This is a genomic window from Agreia sp. VKM Ac-1783 (genome assembly GCF_900177765.1).
Taxonomy (GTDB): domain Bacteria; phylum Actinomycetota; class Actinomycetes; order Actinomycetales; family Microbacteriaceae; genus Agreia.
Genome location: NZ_FXWI01000001.1, coordinates 263,846 through 283,891, shown reverse-complemented (window position 1 = coordinate 283,891; position 20,046 = coordinate 263,846). Strand labels below are relative to the sequence as shown.

Here is a 20,046-nt window from a genome sequence, read left to right as displayed (position 1 = left end):
CTAGGGGATCAGGACGATCTTTCCTCTGGTGTGCCCCTCTTCGCTGAGGCGCTGGGCGTCAGCGGCCCGGGCCAGCGGAAAGCGCTCCGAGACCTCGACGTCGAACGTGCCCTGGGCGGCGAGCTCGATCGCGGCGGGAACGCCCTCGGCCCGCAGCCGCACCTCCTCGTCGGTGAGCGGCACAGGGCTTCCGCCCATCCACGCCCTGATGCCGAGCTCGGCGGCTCGGCCTCCCACGACGATCGTTCCGATGCGAGAGCGGTCCTCGACCAACTCGAAGGATGCCTGCAGGGCCTCCTCGGTTCCCGCCCCGTCGAGCACCACGTCGATGCCCTCCGGCGAGGCCTCGCGCACGCGCTCGACGAGTCCTTCTCCATAGCTCAACGGAACGGCGCCGAGTTCGATCAGTCGCTCGTGATTCGCGGGGCTCGCGGTGGCGAACACGCGGGCTCCCCACGCCACGGCGAACTGCACCGCCGCCTGTCCGACACCGCCCGTTCCTCCGTGGATCAGCAGCCGGGTTCCCTCGGTGACGCCGAGCGAGCTCAGCGCCTGATAAGCCGTCGAGACCGGGATGCCCACGGCCGCCGCCTGCGACCAGGTCCAGACAGAGGGCTTGCGTGTGAGGTTCGAGGGCGCGACCACGAGGTGGCTGGCGTACGCGCCGCTGGCGCCCTGGATGATGACCTCATCGCCCGAGGCCCAACCCTCGACCCCGGAACCGACCTCGAGAATGACGCCGGAGGCATCCGCACCGACGCCGCGCGGGCCATCGAGTGGAGTCGACGCACGAAGCCCGGAGCGTAGCTTCGAGTCGATGGGGTTCACCCCGATGGCCTGCACCTCGACGAGCACGTGACCGTCGGTGACGGAAGGCAGGGGAACCTCGACGACCTCGAGAACGTCGGGCCCGCCGACACGTGAGTACTGAACAATTGTCGCCATTTTCGGCCCCGTTCTGTTCACCGTATGCAGGTTTTTCACCGGCTCTGCGCGACGCTAGTTCGCCCGCGCGCGCATTGCAAGCCGCGGGCTCCACGTGTCGACATGTGTCACCGTGTTGAGCGGCGTTACAGGCCGGATATTCACAGCGCTCTCTCGGCCGCAGAGTGTGGGCATGACCCGCTACATCGCATTTCGCCTCCTGCAGGCCGTCGGCGTTCTCTGGGCCGCCTACACGGTCTCGTTCCTGGTGCTCTACGCCTTGCCGGGCGATCCGGCGAGCCTGCTCGCCGGCCCCGATGCCACCGATGTGAGCCCTGAACAGCTGGATGCCATCAGGGCGCAGTACGGACTCGACCGACCGTTGATCGTGCAGTATTTCGATCAGCTGCTGCACCTGCTGCGCGGCGATCTCGGAACCTCGATCTCGAGTGGGCGTCCCGTGACCGACATCATCGGAGAGGCGATCGGCCCGACAGCACAGATCGCTGCCACCGGACTCGCGCTCGCCCTCGTCTTCGGCGCTGGACTCGCGATCGCGGCCACGTACACGCGGCACCGAGCACTCGGACAGTTCCTACTCGCACTTCCCCCGCTGGGCGTCGCGATCCCCGCGTTCTGGTTTGCGCTCCTGCTCCTGCAGTGGTTCTCGTTCGCCATTCCGATCTTTCCGGCGATGGGAGATAAGGGGCCGACATCGATCGTCTTGCCGGCCCTAACGCTCGCGCTTCCGACGGGAGCCACCATCGCTCAGCTGCTGTCGAAGAGCCTCGTCACCACCCTGCGCGAACCGTATATCGACACCGCATGGGCAAAGGGGGCGGGCAGGGTTCGCATTCACTTCGCCCACGCGCTGCGCAATGCGGCATTGCCCGCCCTCACGATGGCCGGCCTGCTTATCGGCCAGCTGCTCGCCGGAACGGTCGTCACGGAGACCGTCTTCTCGCGCCCCGGCATCGGGCGGGTGACCGCGAGCGCCGTCGGTGCCCAGGACATCCCGGTCGTTCAGGGCGTGGTGGTGTTCGCGGCGGTGGTCTTTGTGCTGGCCAACCTGCTGGTCGATCTCATCTATCCGCTGCTCGACCCGCGCATCCGAGTGGGGCGTAGCCCCCTCACGCCTCGAGGAATCACTCCCAAAACCGAATTGACCGGAGCACGCCCATGACCGAAACAGCAGCCCTCGTAGCAGAGCGCCCGCCCCGTTCCGACGAAGACGAGACGTTCGCCTCGACCGCGTCGGACAGATTCGCGGATGCTTCGCGCAACCGGGCGAACCCGTCGCGCTCTGCCAGGGGCGGGCTGCGTCGGCTCCGCCGCATCGCGACCCGCCATCCGGGAGCCCTGCTCGCCGCGCTGTGGATTGCGCTGATCCTGCTCTCGGCGTTCGCCCCCGCGCTCTTCAGCGGACAGGATCCGCTCGATGGGGTGCCCGCCGACAAGATGCAGCCACCGAGCGCCGCGCACTGGTTCGGCACGGATCAGGTGGGCCGAGACCTCTTCACGCGGGTCGTGCACGGAAGCGCGCTGACCCTGCAAGCGGCGGTCATCGCGGTGGCCATCGGCCTCGTCGTGGGATCTCTTCTCGGACTGCTCGCCGGGTTCATCGGCTCGTGGGTCGACGACGTAATCATGCGCATCGCCGATGTCCTGCTCGCGATTCCGAGTCTGCTGCTCTCGCTCGCGCTCATCACGGCGTTGGGCTTCGGCACGATCAACGTGGCGATCGCCGTCGGCCTCTCGAGCGTCGCCGCCGTGGCCCGCATCATGCGCAGCGAGGTCATCCGGGTGCGCAGCGGTGTGTTCGTCGAAGCCGCCTTCGCCTCGGGAAACCGGTGGTCGCGCGTGCTGTTCAGGCACGTGCTGCCGAACTCGATCGGCCCGGTGCTGGTGCTCGCGGCTCTCGAATTCGGCACCGCGATCCTCGCGGTGTCGGCGCTGAGCTTCCTCGGCTACGGCGCGCAGCCCCCTGCTCCCGAGTGGGGATCGCTCGTGTCGACGGGCCGCGACTTCATGGCCACGGCCTGGTGGCTCACCGCTCTCCCCGGCGCCGTGATCGCCCTGACCGTGCTCAGCGCCAACCGACTCTCCCGAGCACTCGACAACGAAGGACGGCGAAGCCGATGAGCATCGACCTGGCCCACACCCCCGCGACCGCCGCACGCGCTGCCGAGCCGCTGCTCGACATCCGGCACCTCGCCGTGCGCTATCGCACGAACGACGGACACATCGACGCCGTGCGCGACGTCTCGCTCACCATCGGCCGCGGCGAGAAGGTGGCGATCGTCGGCGAATCCGGATCGGGCAAGTCCACCACTGCGCACGCGATCGTGCACCTGCTGCCGAATGCCGCCGAGACGCATGCGGACAGCATCCTGTTCGACGGCATCGACCTCGCCACCGCCAGCCGGGCACAGCTGCGCCGAGTGCGCGGGGCGCGCATCGGGCTCGTACCGCAGGACCCCATCGTGTCGCTCAACCCGGTCAAGAAGATCGGCGCGCAAGTCGCCGAGACCCTCATCGTGCACGGCCTCGCCGACCGTAAGTCGGCCGCATACAGAGCGGTGGATGCGCTCGAGAAGGCGGGGCTTCCGGAGCCGGAGCTGCGGGCTCAGCAGTACCCGCACGAACTGTCGGGCGGAATGCGGCAGCGAGTGCTCATCGCGATCGCGATCATCGCGAGCCCCGAGTTGATCATCGCGGACGAGCCGACAAGCGCCCTCGATGTCACCGTGCAGCGGCAGATCCTCGATCACATCGACCTGCTGGCCGCCGAGACCGGAACCAGCGTGCTGCTCATCACCCACGACCTCGGAGTCGCCGCAGACCGGGCCGACCGAATCGTGGTGATGAACCAGGGCGAGATCGTCGAGCAGGGCACGCCCGCCGAGGTGCTCGGCTCCCCCACACACGCCTACACCCGCGCACTGATCGCGGCAGCGCCCAGCCTCAATGCGGCAGGTCAGGTCGAGCGGGTGCTCGAGGTTCTCGATCCGGATGTCGCGGCACGCGTCTTCGGCGGACGCGCCGGCGAGCCGTTCGTGGCACGCTCGCGCTTGCCCGGGGCCGCGGATGCGACACTGGCCCCCGCCGTGCTCTCAGCGCGCAACCTCGTCAAGGATTTCGCGCTGCCTCGCGCATCCGGTGGAGGCACTCAGCGCGCCGTCGACGACGTGAGCTTCGACATTCCGCGAGGCCAGACCTTCGCGCTCGTCGGCGAGTCCGGCTCGGGCAAGTCCACGACGGCGCGACTCGTACTACGACTCGCAGAGGCCACGAGCGGCACCATCGAACTCGACGGACGCGACATCACCCGAGCATCGGGTGCCGAGCTACGGGGGCTGCGCCGACGCATCCAATTGGTGCACCAGAACCCCTACGCCTCGCTCAACCCGCGCCTGACCGTCGAGCAGATAGTGGCTGACCCTCTCGTGGCTTTCGGCCTCGGCTCGCGAGCCGACCGACGACGGCGGGCCGCCGAACTGGTGGATGTCGTGGCGCTGCCTCGCACAGCACTCGGCCGCAGGGCCTCGGAGCTCTCGGGCGGTCAGCGCCAACGCGTCGCCATCGCCCGAGCCCTGGCGTTGAATCCCGACCTGCTCGTGCTCGACGAACCGGTCTCGGCACTCGACGTGTCGATCCAGGCGCAGATCCTCGGTCTGCTGTCGAGCTTGCAATCGTCGCTGGGCCTCAGCTACCTCTTCATCTCGCACGACCTCGCTGTGGTTCGGCAGATCGCGCATCGCGTCGGCGTCATGCGGTTGGGCGAGCTGGTCGAGACCGGCGACGTCGAGCAGGTCTTCAGCGCGTCCGCCCATCCGTACACCCGTGCGCTGCTCGACGCGATCCCCGGGGCCCACGCCTCGGGCGCACCCGTGATCGGCCGCTGACCCACAGTTCGCACCTGCAATCGCACCACCGACAAGGAGTTCATGATGTCTTACAGAAATTACGGCCGCCGAAACGCGGCGCTCGGGGCGGCACTCGTCGTCGCGCTCTCTCTCAGCGCCTGCGCCGGCGCTCCGGCCTCCACGAAGGCCACGACCGCAGCGCCGGTCGACGGCGGCGACCTCACCTTCGCCATAGCCAACGACCCCATCTCGCTCAATCCGGCGGGCATCGGATCGGGCAACGACACACTCTATGTGACCCGGCAGCTCGTCGACTCCCTGCTCTATCAGAACCCCCAGACGGGCGAGCTGGAACCGTGGCTCGCCCAGAGTTACACGGCCAACGACGACGCCACAGCATCCACGTTCGTACTGCGCGACGACGTGACCTTCTCCGACGGCACGCCACTCACAGCAAACGACGTGAAAGCCACCTTCGACGACATCATCGCCGCCGGGGCACTCAGCCAGGCGGTCACGCTGTTCGTCGGCTACAGCGAGACGAAGGTCATCGACGAGCACACGGTCGAAGTCGACTTCTCGACGCCCAACGCGGCCTTCCCGAACTCCGTGTCGTCCGTCGCACTCGGCATCGTGGCACCCTCGACCCTCGCCGTGCCGTTCGCCGACCGCGCCACCGGAGCATCGGTCGTCGGCACCGGCCCGTTCACCCTCGACAGCTACACGAAAGACACCTCGACCGTGCTCGCGAAACGCGACGACTACGCCTGGAGTCCCGCATCACGCGAGAACCAGGGCGCAGCCCACCTCGACAGCGTCACCTTCCAGGTCGTTCCCGAGGCCAGCGTGCGCACCGGATCGCTCACCTCGGATCAGGTCGACGTGATCGGCGGCGTGCAGCCCATCGACGTCGACACCCTCACTGCCAGCGGTCTTCCGATCGTGTCGCGAGGCAACCCCGGGGTGAGCTTCGGGGTGTACTTCAACGTCGCACGACCGCTCGTCGCCGACATCGCCGTGCGCGAGGCCCTCTCGTACGCCACCGATGCCACCGAGATCCGCGACACCTCGCTCAACGACCTGTTCAACGTCGGCACGAGCATCCTCACCGAGACCACCCCGTCGTATAGCGACGAGAGTGCGAATTTCACCTTCGATGCCACGAAGGCCGCCTCGCTGCTCGATGCCGCGGGCTGGAAGAAGGGCTCCGACGGCATCCGCGAGAAAGGCGGTGAGCGCCTCTCGCTCGTGGTCGCGTGGATCTCGAATTTCGGACCCAACCAGACCTCGCTCGAGGTGCTGCAGCAGCAATACAAAGACGTCGGTGTCGAGCTGACGCTGGAGGGCGGAGACGTGCCCAAGTTCCTCGAACTGCAGAAGTCGGGCGCCTTCGACATCTCGTGGCAGAATCTTTCGCGCGCCGACGGTGATGTCCTCCGCACGACGTTCTCCACCGCGTCGAGCAACTACTTCCACCTCGACGACCCGACGCTCGAGGCTCTGCTGCAGAAGCAGCTTGCCACGGGAGACCCGGATGCACGAAGTGCTGTGCTCGCCGAGGCCCAGAAGCGTATCGCGAGCCAGTACTACCAGATTCCGGTTCACGAGTTGACGAGCGTGATCGGAACGCAAAACTCGGTCACGGGAGTGGAGCTCGGGGCCGACTCGCGCCTCGACTCTCTGGTCGACGCGGCGAAGGGCGCACAGTAGTCGCTTCTCTGCAGGAAGAACCGGCCCGTCGAGCGCGAACAGCGCCGATGCGGCCGGTTTTTCCTGGATACGGGCGCCGCGTACGCTCGATCTATGCTCGAACCGATCGACTCCCCCTCCGACACCGCGTCTGACCCGGCCGCGGCCCCCGCTTTCACGGTTCGCCTCGCGCGACCCGACGAGTACGACGCCGTGGGCGAGCTCACCGAGCTCGGCTTCGCCACCGGCCCCTACGCTCACCTGCCACGCAGCGCCGAGCGGGCGACGCTCGAGCGCGATGCCGGCGCCCGCGCCACCGACGGCGGACTGCTCGTCGCAGTCGACGGGGGCACGGAGAAACTCCTCGGCACCGCGACGGTCACCCGCACCGAGAACCCGATCTCGCGGCAGGCGCGCGACGGCGAAGCCGAGCTGCGCCTCGTTGCCGTCGACCCGGCCGCCCGGGGTCGCGGCGTCGCGCAGGCGCTCGTGCAGGCATCCATCGAGCTCGCCGCGAGCTGGGGCGCGCCTGCCCTCGTGCTCGACACGGGTCCGCTCAACCACACGGCGCAGCGCAACTACCTCCGCGCCGGCTTCGAGCGGGTCGTCGCTCGCGAACTCGGTACCGAGACCGGAATCGGCACTCCCCAGGTCTACCGCTACCCGCTCGAGAACGTCGCACCCGTGCGCATCCGGCTCGTGCGGGCCCACGAGCTCGAGGCTGTCGCCCGTCTCACGGTCGACGCCTACACGAACGACTACGACCTGTCCGAGAGCTACGTGCTGTCTCTCGCCGACGTGCACGGACGCGCCAAGTCGGACGAGGTGTGGGTCGCCGAGGATACGGCGTCCGGCGACATTCTCGGCACCGTCTGGACTCCGCGGCCTGGTGCGCGCATCTCGCCGGTCGCGCTCGGCGACGAGCTCGACTTCAGGCTGCTGGCCGTGGCCCCGGATGCTCGGGGGCGCGGAATCGGAGAAGCGCTCGTGTCGCACGTGGTCGGCCTGGCCCGCATCCGGAGCCTGAAGCGCGTCGTGTTGAACACGGGCAGCATCATGCTCGCCGCCCAGCGGTTGTACACGCGGCTCGGCTTCGTGCGCCTGCCTGAGCGCGAGGAGCGCGTCGAGGTGGAGCCGGGCAAGTTCGTCGACATCTACGCGTATGGGCTCGAGCTGTAGAGCTGTTACCGAACCGACTGTGCCCGAACACCTCCATTCGTTCCGCGGTACGGACGCGGAATGGAGGTATTCGGGCACAAACACCGAACGAGCTAGTCGGTCTTCGGCAGCCCCGGAGGGTTGATCTCGCTCGTCGGGATCGATTCGCTGTCGAGTCCCCAGCGGTCGAGCACCTCCTGGTACTGGCCACCCGCGATCGTGGCGTTGATCACGATTCCCACGGCGTCGATGAGGCCGTTGCCCTTCTTCGTCGCCGCAGCGATGTCGGCCGTCTGCGGCCATCCGCCACTCACGGTGCCCACCTGTTTGGTGTCGCCAGTCGAGGCGGCGGCGTAGGCGCCGCTCGCGTTCGGGTAGAAGTACGCGTCGGCTCGCCCCGACTGGATGGCGAGGTTCGCCGCGGCGTTGTCGTCGTAGTAGACGAGCTCGGCCGGCTTCTTGCCTGCCGCGGCGAGCTCCTCATTCCAGGAGAGCAGGATCTTCTCCTGGTTGGTTCCCGATCCCACGATGATCGTCAGCCCCGAGATGTCGTCGGCGCCCTTGATCGAGGCGATGTCACTGTCGGCCTTCACGTAGAAGCCGAGCAGATCGACGCGGTAGCTGGCGAAGTCGTAGAGCTCTTTGCGCTCTTCGGTGACGGTCACGTTGTTGAGGATGATGTCGTACTTGCCCGACTGAATGCCGAGCGGCCAGTCCGCCCAGTCGACCGAGACCGGGTTGTACTCGAGACCCAGGCCGTCTGCGACGAGAGCCGCGAAGTCGGCCTCGCTCCCGAGGGGCGTCGTGTTGTCATCGGATGCCGCGAAGACGAGAGGCGGGGCGCCGCTCTTCACGGTCTGGGCGACGGTGAGCTTGCCGGCTTCGATCGGCTGGAACCCGCTGGCCTTGAGGGATGCGACCGCGTCGGCGACGGGGTCGATGCTGGGCCGGTCGGCCGCGTTCTTGGTCGTGAGGTCGAACGAGGTGGCCGCCGCGACCTGCTGCTCGGTCGAGCCCGCGGGCGCGCCGTCGGCGGAGCTCGTGCCGTTCGCGTTGGCCGCGAGCGCGATTCCGCCTCCGGCCAGGGCGACGACGACGACTGCGCCGACGATCGCCCCGATCTGCTTCTTGTTGATTGCCATGATGGTGGTGCCTCTCTTGGATGCTGTTGTGGTGCGGTGGGAATGGCGCGGTGGTTCTGGGCGACGGTCGCGCTCAGAGCACCTTGCGGAGGAAGTCCTTCGTGCGCGCATGGCGCGGCTTCGACAGGACCTGGCTGGGGGGTCCCTCCTCGAGGATCTCGCCCTGCTCCAGGAAGACCACGCGGTCGGCGACCTCGCGAGCGAACCCGATCTCGTGCGTCACGATGATGAGCGTGGTGCCGCTCTTCGAGAGCTCCCGGATGACGTCGAGCACCTCTCCGACGAGCTCGGGGTCGAGCGCGCTGGTCGGCTCGTCGAACAGCAGCACCTTCGGGTTCAGCGCGAGCGCTCTCGCGATCGCCACGCGCTGCTGCTGACCGCCCGAGAGCTGCCGCGGGTAGTGGTGCTCTTTGTCTGCGAGCCCCACCCTGGCGAGCAGAGCCTTCGCCTGCTCACGGGCCTCTGCCTTGCTCGCTCGCTTCAGGGCGACGGGCGCCTCGACGACGTTCTCGAGAGCGGTCAGGTGCGGGAAGAGATTGAAGTTCTGGAAGACGATGCCGATCTGCGTGCGACGCTCGAGGACGTTCTTCTCCGGAAGCTCGTGCAGTCTGCCGGAGCGGAGCTCGTAGCCGATGTACTGCCCGTCGACCGTGACCGATCCGGCGTCGACCGTCTCGAGGTGGTTGATGGTGCGCAGCAGCGTGGATTTGCCCGATCCCGACGGACCGATCAGGGCGATGACCTCGCCGGGCTGCACCGTCAGCGACACGTCGCGCAGCACCCGCACGGCGCCGTAGCTCTTCGAGACGTCGGAGATCTCGACCAGGCCGACGGTGGCACGGACCGGCTTCACTGGGAGGGGAATCGCCTGCTCGTCGAACGAACGGATGAATGTCGGTGTGCTCATGATCCACTTCCCAGAACGGTGTCGTGTCGTCGGTTCTTCTCTGCTGCAAGGGGGTCGTCGCCTGTCTCGTCGCCGAGACGTGCCCACTGCTGCTTCACCCAGGCCGTCGCACGCTGCACGGGCGTCGGCGGAAGCTCGCGATGCGCTCCGCGGGCGTAGTGCCGCTCGACATAGAACTGGATGATCGAGAGCACCGTGGTGATGATCGCGTACCAGACCACGGCCACCAGCAGCATCGGGATGACCCGCTGGTTGCGGTTGTAGATCACCTGCACGGTGTAGAAGAGCTCGGGCAGCGCCACGACGAAGACCACGGAGGTGCCCTTCACGAGGCCGATGACCTCGTTGAAGAAGTTGGGCAGGATGGCGCGGGCGGCCTGCGGCAGGATGATGCGGAAGAAGCGCACCCGGCGCGGCAGGCCCAGGGCGGCGGACGCCTCGAGCTGGCCCTGATCGACAGACAGGATGCCGCCGCGAATGATCTCCGCGAAATAGGCGGCCTGGTGCAGGGTGAGCCCGATGGTGGCCGCGGCGAATGCCGTGATCAGCGTGGTGGTCGAGAACTCAACCAGCCAGAAGTCGGTCGTGAACGGGGTTCCGAGGCCCAATGTCGGGTAGAGGTAGCCGAGGTTGTACCAGACGAGGATCTGAACCAGCAGCGGCACCGAGCGGAAGAACCAGATGTAGACGTAGGCCGCCCCGCTCAACAGCGGAGACTTCGAGAGCCGGAAGTTCGCCAGCACCGCCCCCAGGACGAACCCGCCGATGACGGACACGACCGTGAGGCCGAGGGTCACACCGAGGCTGTTCAGCACCGACTGCGAGAAGAAGTACTCGGCGAAGACGTTCCACTCGTATTGCTTGTTCGTGACGAGTGACCACGCGAACTGCAGCACCACGAAGGCGACAAGCGCGCTGAGCACCCACCGCCACCAGTGCCGCGTGGGCACCACTTTCACACTGCTGCGCTGGTCGAGTAGGCCGCCCGCGGCCGTATCGAGACCATCGGATGTGGTCTCGATACGCGGTGCTCGTTCCTCGCGACCGCTACTCGACCGGCGCAGACCGAGACTGGCGTCATGCGCCGTCGTGATGCCGGCCACGTCGAGGGGCGCGTCATCCAGGCTCTTGGCGAACCCGTGCACGACGACCTCTTCGGGATCGAGTGCGGTGTCGAACAGGGGCGTGTAGCCGGTCTGGAAGTACAGGTGCTTCGCCTCGGGCTGACGCGGTCCGGTCGTGAGATATGCCCGCGTGTATCCGCGGCGCACGGCCTCGTCTTCGAGCTCCTTCACGACGCGTCGGGCGAGCCCCTGCCGCCGATGAGTCGACGAGGTCCAGATGCGCTTCAGCTCGGCCGTGTGCTCGTCGAATCTCTTATATGCTCCTCCGGCTATGGCGACGCCATCGCGCAGGAGCAGCACGAACGCGCCGCCCTCCTCGGTAGAGAACGCCGACGCGGGATAGCGGCGGATCTCGGCGGATGCCTTCTCTCCGAAGAACTCTCCGTAGCGCGCGTCGTACTCCTGCTCGAGTTCCCGCAGCAGCGGTTGGGCCACCGGGTCGTCGGCCGAGACGTACACGAACCTGTCGGTTCCTCTGGGCGTCTGATCAAGCAGCGTCACGGGATGCCTCCGCCCGGGTCGATGCTGACTGCGGCGCCGTCGATGACGCGGCTGCGGCGGCCGCGTCGCGTTTCGCGACCTCGTCGCGCACGAGCGGAATGACGTAACGGCCGAAGTCGATGGTGTCGTTCACGAAGTCGTAGCCGCGCGCCGAGATGATGTCGACTCCCAGATCGATGTAGTCGAGCAGGGCGGCAGCCACCGTCTCCGGCGTGCCGACGAGGGCGTTCGAGTTGCCCCGCCCGCCGGATGCCGCGGCCGGCCTCGTCCACAGAGCCCGGTCGAAGCGGTCGCCCTGGCTCGCGATCGACAGCAGCCTCTGCGAGCCGGCGTTCTCGGGGTTCTTCAGGTCTCCCACGAACGACGAGGGAGCTGCCTGCGCCTGCCGCGCCTCGATCTTTCCGAGGATCTCCTCGGCCTTCTTCCACGCCAGCTCCTCAGTGGCGCCGAGGATCGGGCGGAAGGCGACCTGGATGCGGGGGCGCTCTGCGCGTCCCGCAGCGTGCGCCTCCACAGTGATGCGCTCGATCTGCTCGGCGGTGTTCGCCAGCGGCTCGCCCCACAACGCGTAGATGTCGGCGTCGGCAGCACCGATCCGGTACGCCGCCTCGCTCGATCCGCCGAACGAGATCTGCGGACGAGGCTGCTGCGCGGGCCAGATGTCGCTGACGAAGTTCTCGAAGCGGTAGTGCGCACCGTCGAAGCTGAACGGCTCGCGGCTGGTCCACGCCTTCTTCACGATCTGGATGTATTCGCCGGTGCGGGCGTAGCGCTCGTCCTTGGTGAGGAAGTCGCCCTCCGCCGCCTGGTCTGCCGTCGAACCACCCGTGATGACGTGCACGTTGAGGCGCCCGTCGCTGATCTGGTCGAGGGTCGCGAAGACCTTCGCGGCATAGGTGGGGTACGACACGTTCGGCCGGTGCGCGAGCAGGATCTTGAGGTGGTCGAGCTTCGACGCGATGAAGGCCGCAGCTGTCGCCGGGTCGGGCGAGCCCGAGTGGTAGGCGAAGAGGATCCGATCCCAGCCGTTGTCTTCGTGGGCTCGTGCGAACCGCAGCGTGTAGTCCTTGTCGAAACTCGCACCCGAGCGGGCCTGGGTCTCGCCGCCGTCGTTGAGCCCGGCGATGCCGAGGAATTCGATGGGCATATCTGCCTCCTTACGTCTTGCGTCTCGACACGGGCCGTGTCGCGTTGGTGAGACGTTAGGTCGGGCCGTGCAAGCGGGCCAAGCAGATTCGTTCACAATTCGTCACGTCGTCACAGGGGGTCACAAACCTCGATTTCGATGGACGAAACGTCGACGGTTGTGTCATGTCGCACGCGCCCACCTCCCTCATCGACCCGCCCGAGTTCCGGATCGCCCTCATCGGCGGCGGCCCCCGCGGAGCCGGCGTTCTCGAACGGATTGCGGCGAATCTGCCCGAGCTGTGGCGATCCGACGCACGCATCCGCATCCACGTGATCGACCCCCATCCGGCGGGCCCCGGGCGCATCTGGCGCTTCGACCAGTCGCCCCTGCTGAAGCTCAACTCGATGGCGGCCGACGTGACGATGTTCACCGACGAGTCCTCGACCATCGACGGCCCCGTGCGCCCCGGACCGTCGCTCATCGAGTGGGCTCGACTCGTGAGCGCTGGCGAGATCGCGATCCCCCGGGTCGATGCTCGCCTGCGCCAGGAGATCGAGAACCTCGCGCCCGCCAGCTTTCCGACGAGACGCCTGCAGAGCCTCTACCTCAGCTGGTTCTTCGCGGATGCCGTGGGCCTCCTTCCCGAGACCGTCACGGTGGTCGTGCACCGGGCATCCGCGGTCGAGACCGTCGACGACGGGCCGACCCAGCGCATCCTGCTCGACGACGGCGTCTCGATCGCGGCCGACGTCGTGCTGTACTCGCTCGGTCACACCGGCGCGGAGGCCGAGCCCGAGCACGCCGACCTCATCGATTTCGCGCGCCGCCGCGAGCTGTTCTACCTGCCACCGGCATTCACGGCGGATGCCGACACCCGGCCGATCGTGCCCGGCCAACGGGTCATCGTGCGGGGCATGGGCCTGGCGGCGGTCGACCTCACGGTGCTGCTCACGGAGGGCCGGGGCGGGCGCTTCGACAGGGGCGACGACGGGGTGTTGCGGTACACCGCATCCGGCCTCGAGCCCCGGTTGTACGTCGGATCGCGCCGCGGAGTCCCCTATCACTCGAAGATCTCATCGACACTCGCGGGCGAGAAGCCCGAGGCACGGTACTTCACCCCGGCGATCGCGCGCTCGCTCGAAGAGACTCGGCCGTCACTCGACCTCAGCGTCGACGTGTGGCCGCTTATTGCGAAGGACATGCTCTGGGGCTACTACCGCGAGTTGTTCACGGGGCATCCCGACCGCGTCGAGTCCAGCTGGGACGCGTTCGCCTACGCCTTCGATCGGCTCGATCCGCGCGCGCTGCTGCTCGCGTCGCCGCACACCGACTTCGACGACAGCGCGCCTCGCGGCCACGCCGTTCCGACGCCAGACGAGCTCGCTGGAGACGATGACCTCGTCGCGCGCGACGCGCGGGCCTTCGTCGACCTCGTGGAGGGCAGCGTGGCCTACCCCGATGACAGGCTGTTTCTGCCCGAGCTCGATCGGCCTCTGGGTGGCGCTCTAGTCGCGGACCCGGGCGAGTTGCAAGAGCTCGTGCGCGACTACATCCGCACCGATCTCGCCCTGCGCACACGCCCCGAGCACAGCGCGACGCTCGGACTCTTCGTCGCCCTACTCACCAGCCTGTTCACCCTCTCCGACATCATCGACTCACCCAAATGGACCGCCCGATCACGGGTGCGCGACATTCACGGGTGGTGGCTCGGGTACTTCAGTTTCATCGCGAGCGGGCCTCCCGCCCACCGACTCGAGGAGCTCGTCGCTCTCTCGGAGGCCGGCATCGTGCAGTTCCTCGGGGCCGGCATCTGGGTCGAAGCCGACGAGGAGGAGGGAATCTTCCGCGCCGGCAGCGCGACGACGCCGGTCACCGTCACCGCGAGCGCCCTGGTGGATGCGCGGCTGCCCGCGACCGCGATCTCGCGCAGCGACAACGAGTTGCTGAGGTCGCTGGTCACGAGCGGCGCCGGACTCGAGGAGGTCGTCACCGACGGGGCCTTCTCGGCCAGCACGGGGAGGCTGTCGGTGCGGCAGCTCGACACCAGGATTCTCGGCGCGGGCGGCGAGCACTCCTCGCGCCAGTATGCGATCGGACCGTACACGAACTCTCCGTTCGTAGGGGCGTTCTCGCGCCCGCGCACGAACGCGATCTCGTTCCGAGAGAACGACAAGGTCGCTCGCGCCATCCTGAACCGCCTCACGGAGCTGGCGGAGGAGCGCGGTCTCGATACGCCCTTTCGTTCCTCGCGGGCTACGTACCCGGCGCTGATCGAGTAGCTCGCCCCGCGTTGACCTCTCGCGAATTGCCACTTTCCGCGCGACGGAGGCCGCATGTTGCCAGTTCGGGTGACCCGAACTGGCAACTCGCGCCTTTCCCGAATCAGCGGCGAAGCGCCTTGCGAGCGAGGTAGTTGCCCAGGAACTGCACCAGCTGCACGATCACGATGATCACGAGCACAGCGGCCCACGTGACCACGGGATGGAACTGCCGGTACCCGTACTGGATCGCGAACGTGCCGAGGCCGCCCCCTCCGACGTAGCCGGCCACCGCCGACATGTCGACGAGCGCCACCACGATGAACGTGTACCCGAGAATCAGCGGGCCGAGCGCTTCGGGAATCAGCAGTGTCAGCATGATGCGGCTGCGACTCGCTCCGACCGACCTCGCGGCCTCGATCACTCCGGGCTGCACGGTGAGCAGGTTCTGCTCGACGATTCGGCTGATGCCGAACGCCGCCGCCAGCGACAGGGTGAAGATGATCGCCGTGTTGCCGATTCCGGTGCCCGTGACGAAGCGCGCGAGGGGCTGAGCCGCCGCGAGGAAGATGATGAACGGAATCGGCCGGAACACGTTGACGAGCACATTGAGCACGCCGAAGACGGGTCGGTTCGAGAAGAGGCTGTTCGACCGGGTGGTGTACAGACCGAGGCCGAGGATGAGTCCGCCGAGGCCTCCGAAGATCAGACTGAGGCCCACGATGTAGAGCGTCTCGTAGCTCGCCTGCCAGAGCTTGGGCAGAAGGGGTATCAAGTCATTCATCCCTCGGAGCCTCCGTGACGTCTACCTTGTTCGCGATCGTGACGAGCGCGCGATCCACCGCGTCGTCGTGGCCCGTCAGCGCGAGGGTGAGATGACCGAAGACACGGCCCCGGATGTCGTTGATGCCGCCGTAGATCAGCTCGAACGCGACGCCGGCCTGGGCCAGATTGGAGAAGACAGCCCCCTGAGACGTGTTGCCGTCGCGGAACGACAGGGTCACGATGCGACCCGGATGCCGCTGCCGCAACGCGACGAGTTCGGCATCGGAGGGCACTCCGCGCACGACAGTCGAGACGAACCGCTGCGACGACGCCTCCGTCGGCTTCGAGAAGACGTCGAACACGTCGCCCTGTTCCACGATGCGCCCGCCATCCATGACCGCGACCTTCGTCGCCAGCGTCTGAATGACATCCATCTCGTGGGTGATGACCACGATCGTGACGCCGAACTCGGTGTTCACGCGCTTCAGCAGCTCGAGCACCTCGTGCGTGGTCTCGGGGTCGAGCGCGCTGGTCGCCTCGTCGGCGAGCAGGATGCGGGGGCTCGTCGCCAGGGCGCGGGCGATGCCGACTCGCTGCTTCTGCCCGCCCGACAGCTGCTCGGGGTAGTTGCGCGCCTTGTCGGAGAGGCCGACGAAGTCGAGCAGTTCAGCCACGCGCGGGGCGATGTCTGCGCGCGGGGTCTTCGCCACCTCGAGGGGGTACGCGACGTTGCCGGCGACGGTCTTGGAGTTGAAGAGGTTGAACTGCTGGAAGATCATGCCGATGCCCAGGCGTAGGCGGCGCAGTTCGCTCTCTTTCATGCGAGTCACCTCGTCGCCGTCGACCAGGATGCTGCCGCTGGTCGCGTGTTCCAGAGCGTTGATGAGCCGCACGAGCGTGCTCTTGCCCGCTCCGGAATAGCCGATGATGCCGTAGATGTCGCCCGCCTCGATGTCGAGGTCGAGGCCCTCCACGGCGTGCACGACGTCACCGCCGCGCCGGGACGGCGGATACGACTTGGTGACGTCGCGCAGACTGATGAGAGGCATCGAGCCGATCAGCCCTTGGCCTTGATGTCGGCCTCGACCTTGTCGAGCGACGACTGCAGGTCGGTGACCGGAGTCTTGACGAACACGGCCGTTCCGCCCGAGTTCTCCTGCACCGCGTCGGTGACGGTCTTGGTGTCCTGGTAGATCGACACGAGCTTCTTGAACGTCTCGTTGTCTTTGTCTTCCTCGCGGGCGGCGAAGATGTTCACATAGGGCAGCGCGTTGGCATCGGCGGGGTCGTCCTGGGCGATCGCGTCGTCGAAGGTGAGCCCGGCATCGGCGACGAAGTCGTTGTTGATAATCGCGGCGGCGACGTCGGGAAGCGATGTGGGGGTGAGCGAGGCCTCGAGCGTCGTGACCTTCACCGTCGACTTGTCGGTATCGACGTCGTCGACCGTCGAGAAGATGCTGCCGCCGTCTTTCAGCTCGACGAGGCCGGCGGACTGCAGCACGAGCAGGGCACGCGAGAGGTTGGACTCGTCGTTCGGAATGGCGACCGTGTCGCCTTTCTTGATGTCCTTCACCGAGTCGTACTTCGTCGAGTACAGGGCAAGCGGGTAGATGGCCGTGGCGCCGACGGGCACGAGGTTCTCGCCCGAGGCCTCGTTGTACTGGGCGAGGTAGACGATGTGCTGGAACTGGTTGAGGTCGATCTCACCTTCGGTAAGAGCCGGGTTGGGCTGCGGGTACTCGGTGAAGTCGACGATGTCGACCGAGATGCCCTCGTCTGCCGCCGCCTTCTTGTAGATCTCCCAGTAGGGATCGCTGGCGCCGACGACTCCGAGCTTCACGGGGTTGTCGGCGGTGCCCTTCTCGGCGTCGGCCGCGGATCCGGCACAGCCGGCGAGAACCGCGAGGAGGGGAAGAGCGGCTGCTGCGGCCAGGATCTTCTTGGTGAGGGACATGGTGCTTCCTTTCGTGGAGCAGGTGCTTTCGTGGAGCAGTTGCCCACGCTACGGACACCCCGAACGGGTCACGAAACGAAGATGTAACAAAGAGACTCGCGCCGCGTCTAGTGCTGATCGCCCGAATCCCGATACATTCTCGGGAGTTCGACGAGATGGGGATTGTGTGACACCGTGCGTTCTGGCCGCGACCGGGTTCGATTCGGGGCCGCTGCTCCTCGTGATCGCCATCGTTCTTCTCGCCGCGGGAAGCGCCGCCTGGCTGTTGCTCGGCCGGCGTAAGCGCGGCGCGAGCACCGCAGTGTTCGCGGCCGTTCCGCTTCTTGTGCTCGCCCTTGTCGCATCGGGTGGCGTCTCGGCCACTCCGGCCAGCGCCGCAGAACCCTGCCCACCTCCGGTGAGTTCACCCGTCACATCGCCGGCTCCGTCTGATCCGGCCACACCTATCGACTTCCAACCCGGTGCCGCGGGGATCGGCGACTCGTACTTTCCGCTCGACGGCAACGGCGGCTACGACGTGCAGCACTACGACCTCGACCTCACCTACGCGCCCGACACCGATGTGATCTCGGGCACGACCACGGTCACGGCGGTCGCGACTCAGAACCTCTCGGCTTTCAACCTCGACTTCGACACCCGTGACGTGAACGGCGACAACGCCATCACGATCTCGTCGATCACCGTCGACGGCAAGGCGGCCACGTGGAGCCTCGCCTCCACCCAGATCAGCAAGGTCACGGGCCAGCCGCAGGCCGAGGGCTCCACCGACGATGACGCCACGCCCCCGCGCACCGAGCTGACCGTCGTGCCGCCCGCGGGCATCCCGCTCGGCTCGACGATCACGACCGCCGTCACGTACAGCGGCGTGCCGATCGTCGTCGACGACGCTTACGGCCCCGCCGGAGTGTTTCCCACCCCGACGGGCGCGGTCGTCGTGGGCCAGCCTCGTGTTGCCGCCACCTGGTTTCCGTCGAACGATCACCCGAGCGACAAGGCCACCTTCTCGACGCACATGACCGTTCCTGACGGACTCGAGGTCATCGGAAACGGACGACTTGCCGGACGAGAGACCAGCGGCGAGACCGAGACGTTCGATTGGGAGATGGAGAAGCCCATGGCCACCTACCTCGCAACAGCGACGGTAGGCGACTTCGCGGTTGATACCCGCACTGTCGACGGCATCACCTATGTCGACGCTATCGATCGCAGTCTGCTGACGCGCGACGTCAGAAACGCACCCGGCGTGAAGGTGGGAGACATCGCGTCGCAGATCTTCGAGACCGAGCCCGAGGTGATCAACTTCCTCTCGGGCAGCTTCGGACCATACCCCTTCTCCGAGGCGGGTGGCATCGCCATCGGCTACATCGACGAGGGCGATCCCACAGCAGTGCCTCCCGTTCGACCGAGCGATCTGCCTTACGCCCTCGAGAACCAGACGCGCCCGATCTATCCCGCCTGGGCTTTCCCAGCCGATGTCGACGCAAGCGTCGTCGTGCACGAACTGGCCCACCAGTGGTACGGCGACAACCTCTCGATGAACCGCTGGTCGGACATCTGGCTCAACGAGGGCTTCGCGACCTATGCCGAGTGGCTATGGGAAGAGCACCAGGGTGGGCGCACCACTCAGGAAATCTTCAACGATGCGTACACGCATGACTACGCGGCCGACGATGACCCGGACTTCTGGCAGACAGTCGTCGCAGATCCGGGCGCGGCGGGCATCTTCAACAGCGGTGTCTACACACGCGGCGCCATGACGCTCCAGGCACTGCGCACCGAGGTCGGAGACGACGCGTTCTTCGCCATTCTCAAGGGATGGGCGACGGAGAACGCGGGCACATCGGTCTCGACGGCACAGTTCGTCGACTACGCCGAGAGTGTGTCGGGTAGAGACCTCACCGAGTTCTTCAACACCTGGATCTACACCCCCGGCCAGCCGCCGCTCGGCTGAGCGGCAGTCTAGGCGCGGGCTCTCCGGCGTGCGAGAACCAGCAGCACCAGAGCGCCGACCAAGAGGAGGAGTGCCAGCGCACCCGCTGCCAGAGCGCCGACGAGGGCGAAGATGGACACGACCGGTCCTACCGTGAAGAGTCCGTCCGGGACAGGGCCGTCGCAGGAGATCCGGAGCACGCCGGATGTGTCCGCGGCGAAACTCCCCTGAGCGTTCCACTGCTCCGGAAGGAGCACCCCCTGCTGCGTCATATCGGGCCTGAGCGCAATCTCCTCACCGTCGAGATCGCCGGTGCACGAGATGTCGCTCCACCGGTCGTTGGGCGTGACGTACACGGCGTGGTCTCCGCGTGACACCTCCACCGTCATCACCTCGCCGAACGGCACGGACGGTGCCAGGCGGAATCCGGCGCCGAATGCGATGAACGCTCCGCAGAGCAGCGCGGCCACTCCCAGCGCGCCGAGAATCAGACCCACGACGACTAACCCACGCGAGGGCCGGGCTCCGGGCTGGTTCGACGTTTCGTTGACTGCTGACTCACGCATACCCACCATGCCAAGGAGCCTACAAGTCGACGATCGGCCGGACGTCGCCGTTCAGCCTGCACCGCACAATGGTCTCGATACGCTTCGGCCGCGGGCGGCCTCTGCTACTCGACCCGCGCAGCGGCGCTGATCG

16 protein-coding genes and 1 pseudogene are annotated in these 20,046 nt (G+C 67.1%); 7 read left to right on the top strand and 10 right to left on the bottom strand.

The features are described 5' to 3' along the window. Nucleotides 1-945 (bottom strand): NADP-dependent oxidoreductase, encoded by a 945-nt coding sequence (locus CCK87_RS01360; protein WP_086459724.1) that lies wholly within the window; start codon nt 943-945, stop codon nt 1-3. 172 nt (nt 946-1,117) lie between these two features. Here CCK87_RS01360 and CCK87_RS01355 point away from each other — a divergent pair, with 172 nt between their 5' ends. The 5 genes from CCK87_RS01355 to CCK87_RS01335 all read left to right on the top strand — a co-directional run bounded on the left by CCK87_RS01355 (nt 1,118) and on the right by CCK87_RS01335 (nt 7,658). After that, complete coding sequence (locus CCK87_RS01355) at nt 1,118-2,107, top strand: ABC transporter permease (RefSeq protein WP_086459723.1); 990 nt, start codon at nt 1,118-1,120, stop codon at nt 2,105-2,107. Then, the gene (locus CCK87_RS01350) at nt 2,104-3,066 is read left to right on the top strand and encodes an ABC transporter permease (protein WP_086459722.1); all 963 of its coding nucleotides are present in this window, start codon (nt 2,104-2,106) and stop codon (nt 3,064-3,066) included. The genes CCK87_RS01355 and CCK87_RS01350 overlap by 4 nt, the downstream gene beginning before the upstream one ends. Further along, nucleotides 3,063-4,829 carry an ABC transporter ATP-binding protein gene (locus CCK87_RS01345; RefSeq protein ID WP_086459721.1) on the top strand — a complete coding sequence of 589 codons (1,767 nt, stop codon included), beginning with the start codon at nt 3,063-3,065 and terminating at the stop codon, nt 4,827-4,829. The genes CCK87_RS01350 and CCK87_RS01345 overlap by 4 nt, the downstream gene beginning before the upstream one ends. 45 nt (nt 4,830-4,874) lie before the next feature. Then, nucleotides 4,875-6,500, top strand: coding sequence for an ABC transporter substrate-binding protein (locus CCK87_RS01340; RefSeq protein ID WP_086460314.1), 1,626 nt, complete (start codon nt 4,875-4,877; stop codon nt 6,498-6,500). A gap of 93 nt (nt 6,501-6,593) precedes the next feature. After that, complete coding sequence (locus CCK87_RS01335; RefSeq protein ID WP_086459720.1) at nt 6,594-7,658, top strand: GNAT family N-acetyltransferase; 1,065 nt, start codon at nt 6,594-6,596, stop codon at nt 7,656-7,658. 92 nt (nt 7,659-7,750) lie between these two features. On the opposite strand, the gene CCK87_RS01330 is transcribed toward CCK87_RS01335, so the two are convergent. The 5 genes and pseudogenes from CCK87_RS01330 to CCK87_RS01315 form a co-directional block, all read right to left on the bottom strand. Next, nucleotides 7,751-8,779: an ABC transporter substrate-binding protein gene (locus CCK87_RS01330; protein WP_086459719.1), complete on the bottom strand. Its 1,029-nt coding sequence runs from the start codon at nt 8,777-8,779 to the stop codon at nt 7,751-7,753. Nucleotides 8,780-8,852: 73 nt separating this feature from the next. Then, the gene (locus tag CCK87_RS01325) at nt 8,853-9,686 is read right to left on the bottom strand and encodes an amino acid ABC transporter ATP-binding protein (protein WP_086459718.1); all 834 of its coding nucleotides are present in this window, start codon (nt 9,684-9,686) and stop codon (nt 8,853-8,855) included. After that, a complete protein-coding gene (locus CCK87_RS18490; RefSeq protein WP_249273715.1) occupies nt 9,683-10,645 on the bottom strand; it encodes an amino acid ABC transporter permease in 963 nt (320 codons plus the stop codon). The genes CCK87_RS01325 and CCK87_RS18490 overlap by 4 nt, the downstream gene beginning before the upstream one ends. A gap of 231 nt (nt 10,646-10,876) precedes the next feature. Continuing rightward, nucleotides 10,877-11,245 (bottom strand): annotated as a pseudogene (locus tag CCK87_RS18485) (GNAT family N-acetyltransferase); the annotation flags it as partial. Between the two features lie 52 nt (nt 11,246-11,297). After that, nucleotides 11,298-12,458, bottom strand: coding sequence for an LLM class flavin-dependent oxidoreductase (locus CCK87_RS01315; RefSeq protein WP_086459716.1), 1,161 nt, complete (start codon nt 12,456-12,458; stop codon nt 11,298-11,300). A 164-nt stretch (nt 12,459-12,622) separates the two neighbouring features. Between CCK87_RS01315 and CCK87_RS01310 the strand changes: the two genes are divergently transcribed. Continuing rightward, the gene (locus CCK87_RS01310; RefSeq protein ID WP_086459715.1) at nt 12,623-14,719 is read left to right on the top strand and encodes an FAD/NAD(P)-binding protein; all 2,097 of its coding nucleotides are present in this window, start codon (nt 12,623-12,625) and stop codon (nt 14,717-14,719) included. Between the two features lie 103 nt (nt 14,720-14,822). Here the strand turns inward: CCK87_RS01310 and CCK87_RS01305 are convergent, their stop codons facing one another. The 3 genes from CCK87_RS01305 to CCK87_RS01295 are packed head-to-tail and all read right to left on the bottom strand — an operon-like array spanning nt 14,823 to nt 17,417. After that, nucleotides 14,823-15,482: a methionine ABC transporter permease gene (locus CCK87_RS01305; protein WP_085482752.1), complete on the bottom strand. Its 660-nt coding sequence runs from the start codon at nt 15,480-15,482 to the stop codon at nt 14,823-14,825. Beyond that, nucleotides 15,475-16,512 carry a methionine ABC transporter ATP-binding protein gene (locus CCK87_RS01300; protein WP_170927103.1) on the bottom strand — a complete coding sequence of 346 codons (1,038 nt, stop codon included), beginning with the start codon at nt 16,510-16,512 and terminating at the stop codon, nt 15,475-15,477. The genes CCK87_RS01305 and CCK87_RS01300 overlap by 8 nt, the downstream gene beginning before the upstream one ends. A gap of 8 nt (nt 16,513-16,520) precedes the next feature. Further along, complete coding sequence (locus CCK87_RS01295; RefSeq protein WP_086459713.1) at nt 16,521-17,417, bottom strand: MetQ/NlpA family ABC transporter substrate-binding protein; 897 nt, start codon at nt 17,415-17,417, stop codon at nt 16,521-16,523. A 166-nt stretch (nt 17,418-17,583) separates the two neighbouring features. On the opposite strand from CCK87_RS01295, the gene CCK87_RS01290 reads away from it, so the two are divergent. Next, on the top strand, nt 17,584-19,368 hold the full coding sequence (locus CCK87_RS01290) for a M1 family metallopeptidase (protein WP_212638174.1): 1,785 nt from the start codon (nt 17,584-17,586) through the stop codon (nt 19,366-19,368). 8 nt (nt 19,369-19,376) lie between these two features. On the opposite strand, the gene CCK87_RS01285 is transcribed toward CCK87_RS01290, so the two are convergent. Beyond that, nucleotides 19,377-19,922, bottom strand: coding sequence for a hypothetical protein (locus CCK87_RS01285; protein ID WP_086459711.1), 546 nt, complete (start codon nt 19,920-19,922; stop codon nt 19,377-19,379). Nucleotides 19,923-20,046 lie beyond the last annotated feature (124 nt).

Coding starts and splice junctions, on each gene's coding strand:
- CCK87_RS01310 (WP_086459715.1), top strand. CDS start 12,623: ATGTCGCACGCGCCCACCTCCCTCATCGACCCGCCCGAGTTCCGGATC.
- CCK87_RS01330 (WP_086459719.1), bottom strand. CDS start 8,779: ATGGCAATCAACAAGAAGCAGATCGGGGCGATCGTCGGCGCAGTCGTC.
- CCK87_RS01305 (WP_085482752.1), bottom strand. CDS start 15,482: ATGAATGACTTGATACCCCTTCTGCCCAAGCTCTGGCAGGCGAGCTAC.
- CCK87_RS01315 (WP_086459716.1), bottom strand. CDS start 12,458: ATGCCCATCGAATTCCTCGGCATCGCCGGGCTCAACGACGGCGGCGAG.
- CCK87_RS01335 (WP_086459720.1), top strand. CDS start 6,594: ATGCTCGAACCGATCGACTCCCCCTCCGACACCGCGTCTGACCCGGCC.
- CCK87_RS01285 (WP_086459711.1), bottom strand. CDS start 19,922: ATGGTGGGTATGCGTGAGTCAGCAGTCAACGAAACGTCGAACCAGCCC.
- CCK87_RS01360 (WP_086459724.1), bottom strand. CDS start 945: ATGGCGACAATTGTTCAGTACTCACGTGTCGGCGGGCCCGACGTTCTC.
- CCK87_RS01325 (WP_086459718.1), bottom strand. CDS start 9,686: ATGAGCACACCGACATTCATCCGTTCGTTCGACGAGCAGGCGATTCCC.
- CCK87_RS01355 (WP_086459723.1), top strand. CDS start 1,118: ATGACCCGCTACATCGCATTTCGCCTCCTGCAGGCCGTCGGCGTTCTC.
- CCK87_RS01350 (WP_086459722.1), top strand. CDS start 2,104: ATGACCGAAACAGCAGCCCTCGTAGCAGAGCGCCCGCCCCGTTCCGAC.
- CCK87_RS01300 (WP_170927103.1), bottom strand. CDS start 16,512: ATGCCTCTCATCAGTCTGCGCGACGTCACCAAGTCGTATCCGCCGTCC.
- CCK87_RS01345 (WP_086459721.1), top strand. CDS start 3,063: ATGAGCATCGACCTGGCCCACACCCCCGCGACCGCCGCACGCGCTGCC.
- CCK87_RS01340 (WP_086460314.1), top strand. CDS start 4,875: ATGTCTTACAGAAATTACGGCCGCCGAAACGCGGCGCTCGGGGCGGCA.
- CCK87_RS01295 (WP_086459713.1), bottom strand. CDS start 17,417: ATGTCCCTCACCAAGAAGATCCTGGCCGCAGCAGCCGCTCTTCCCCTC.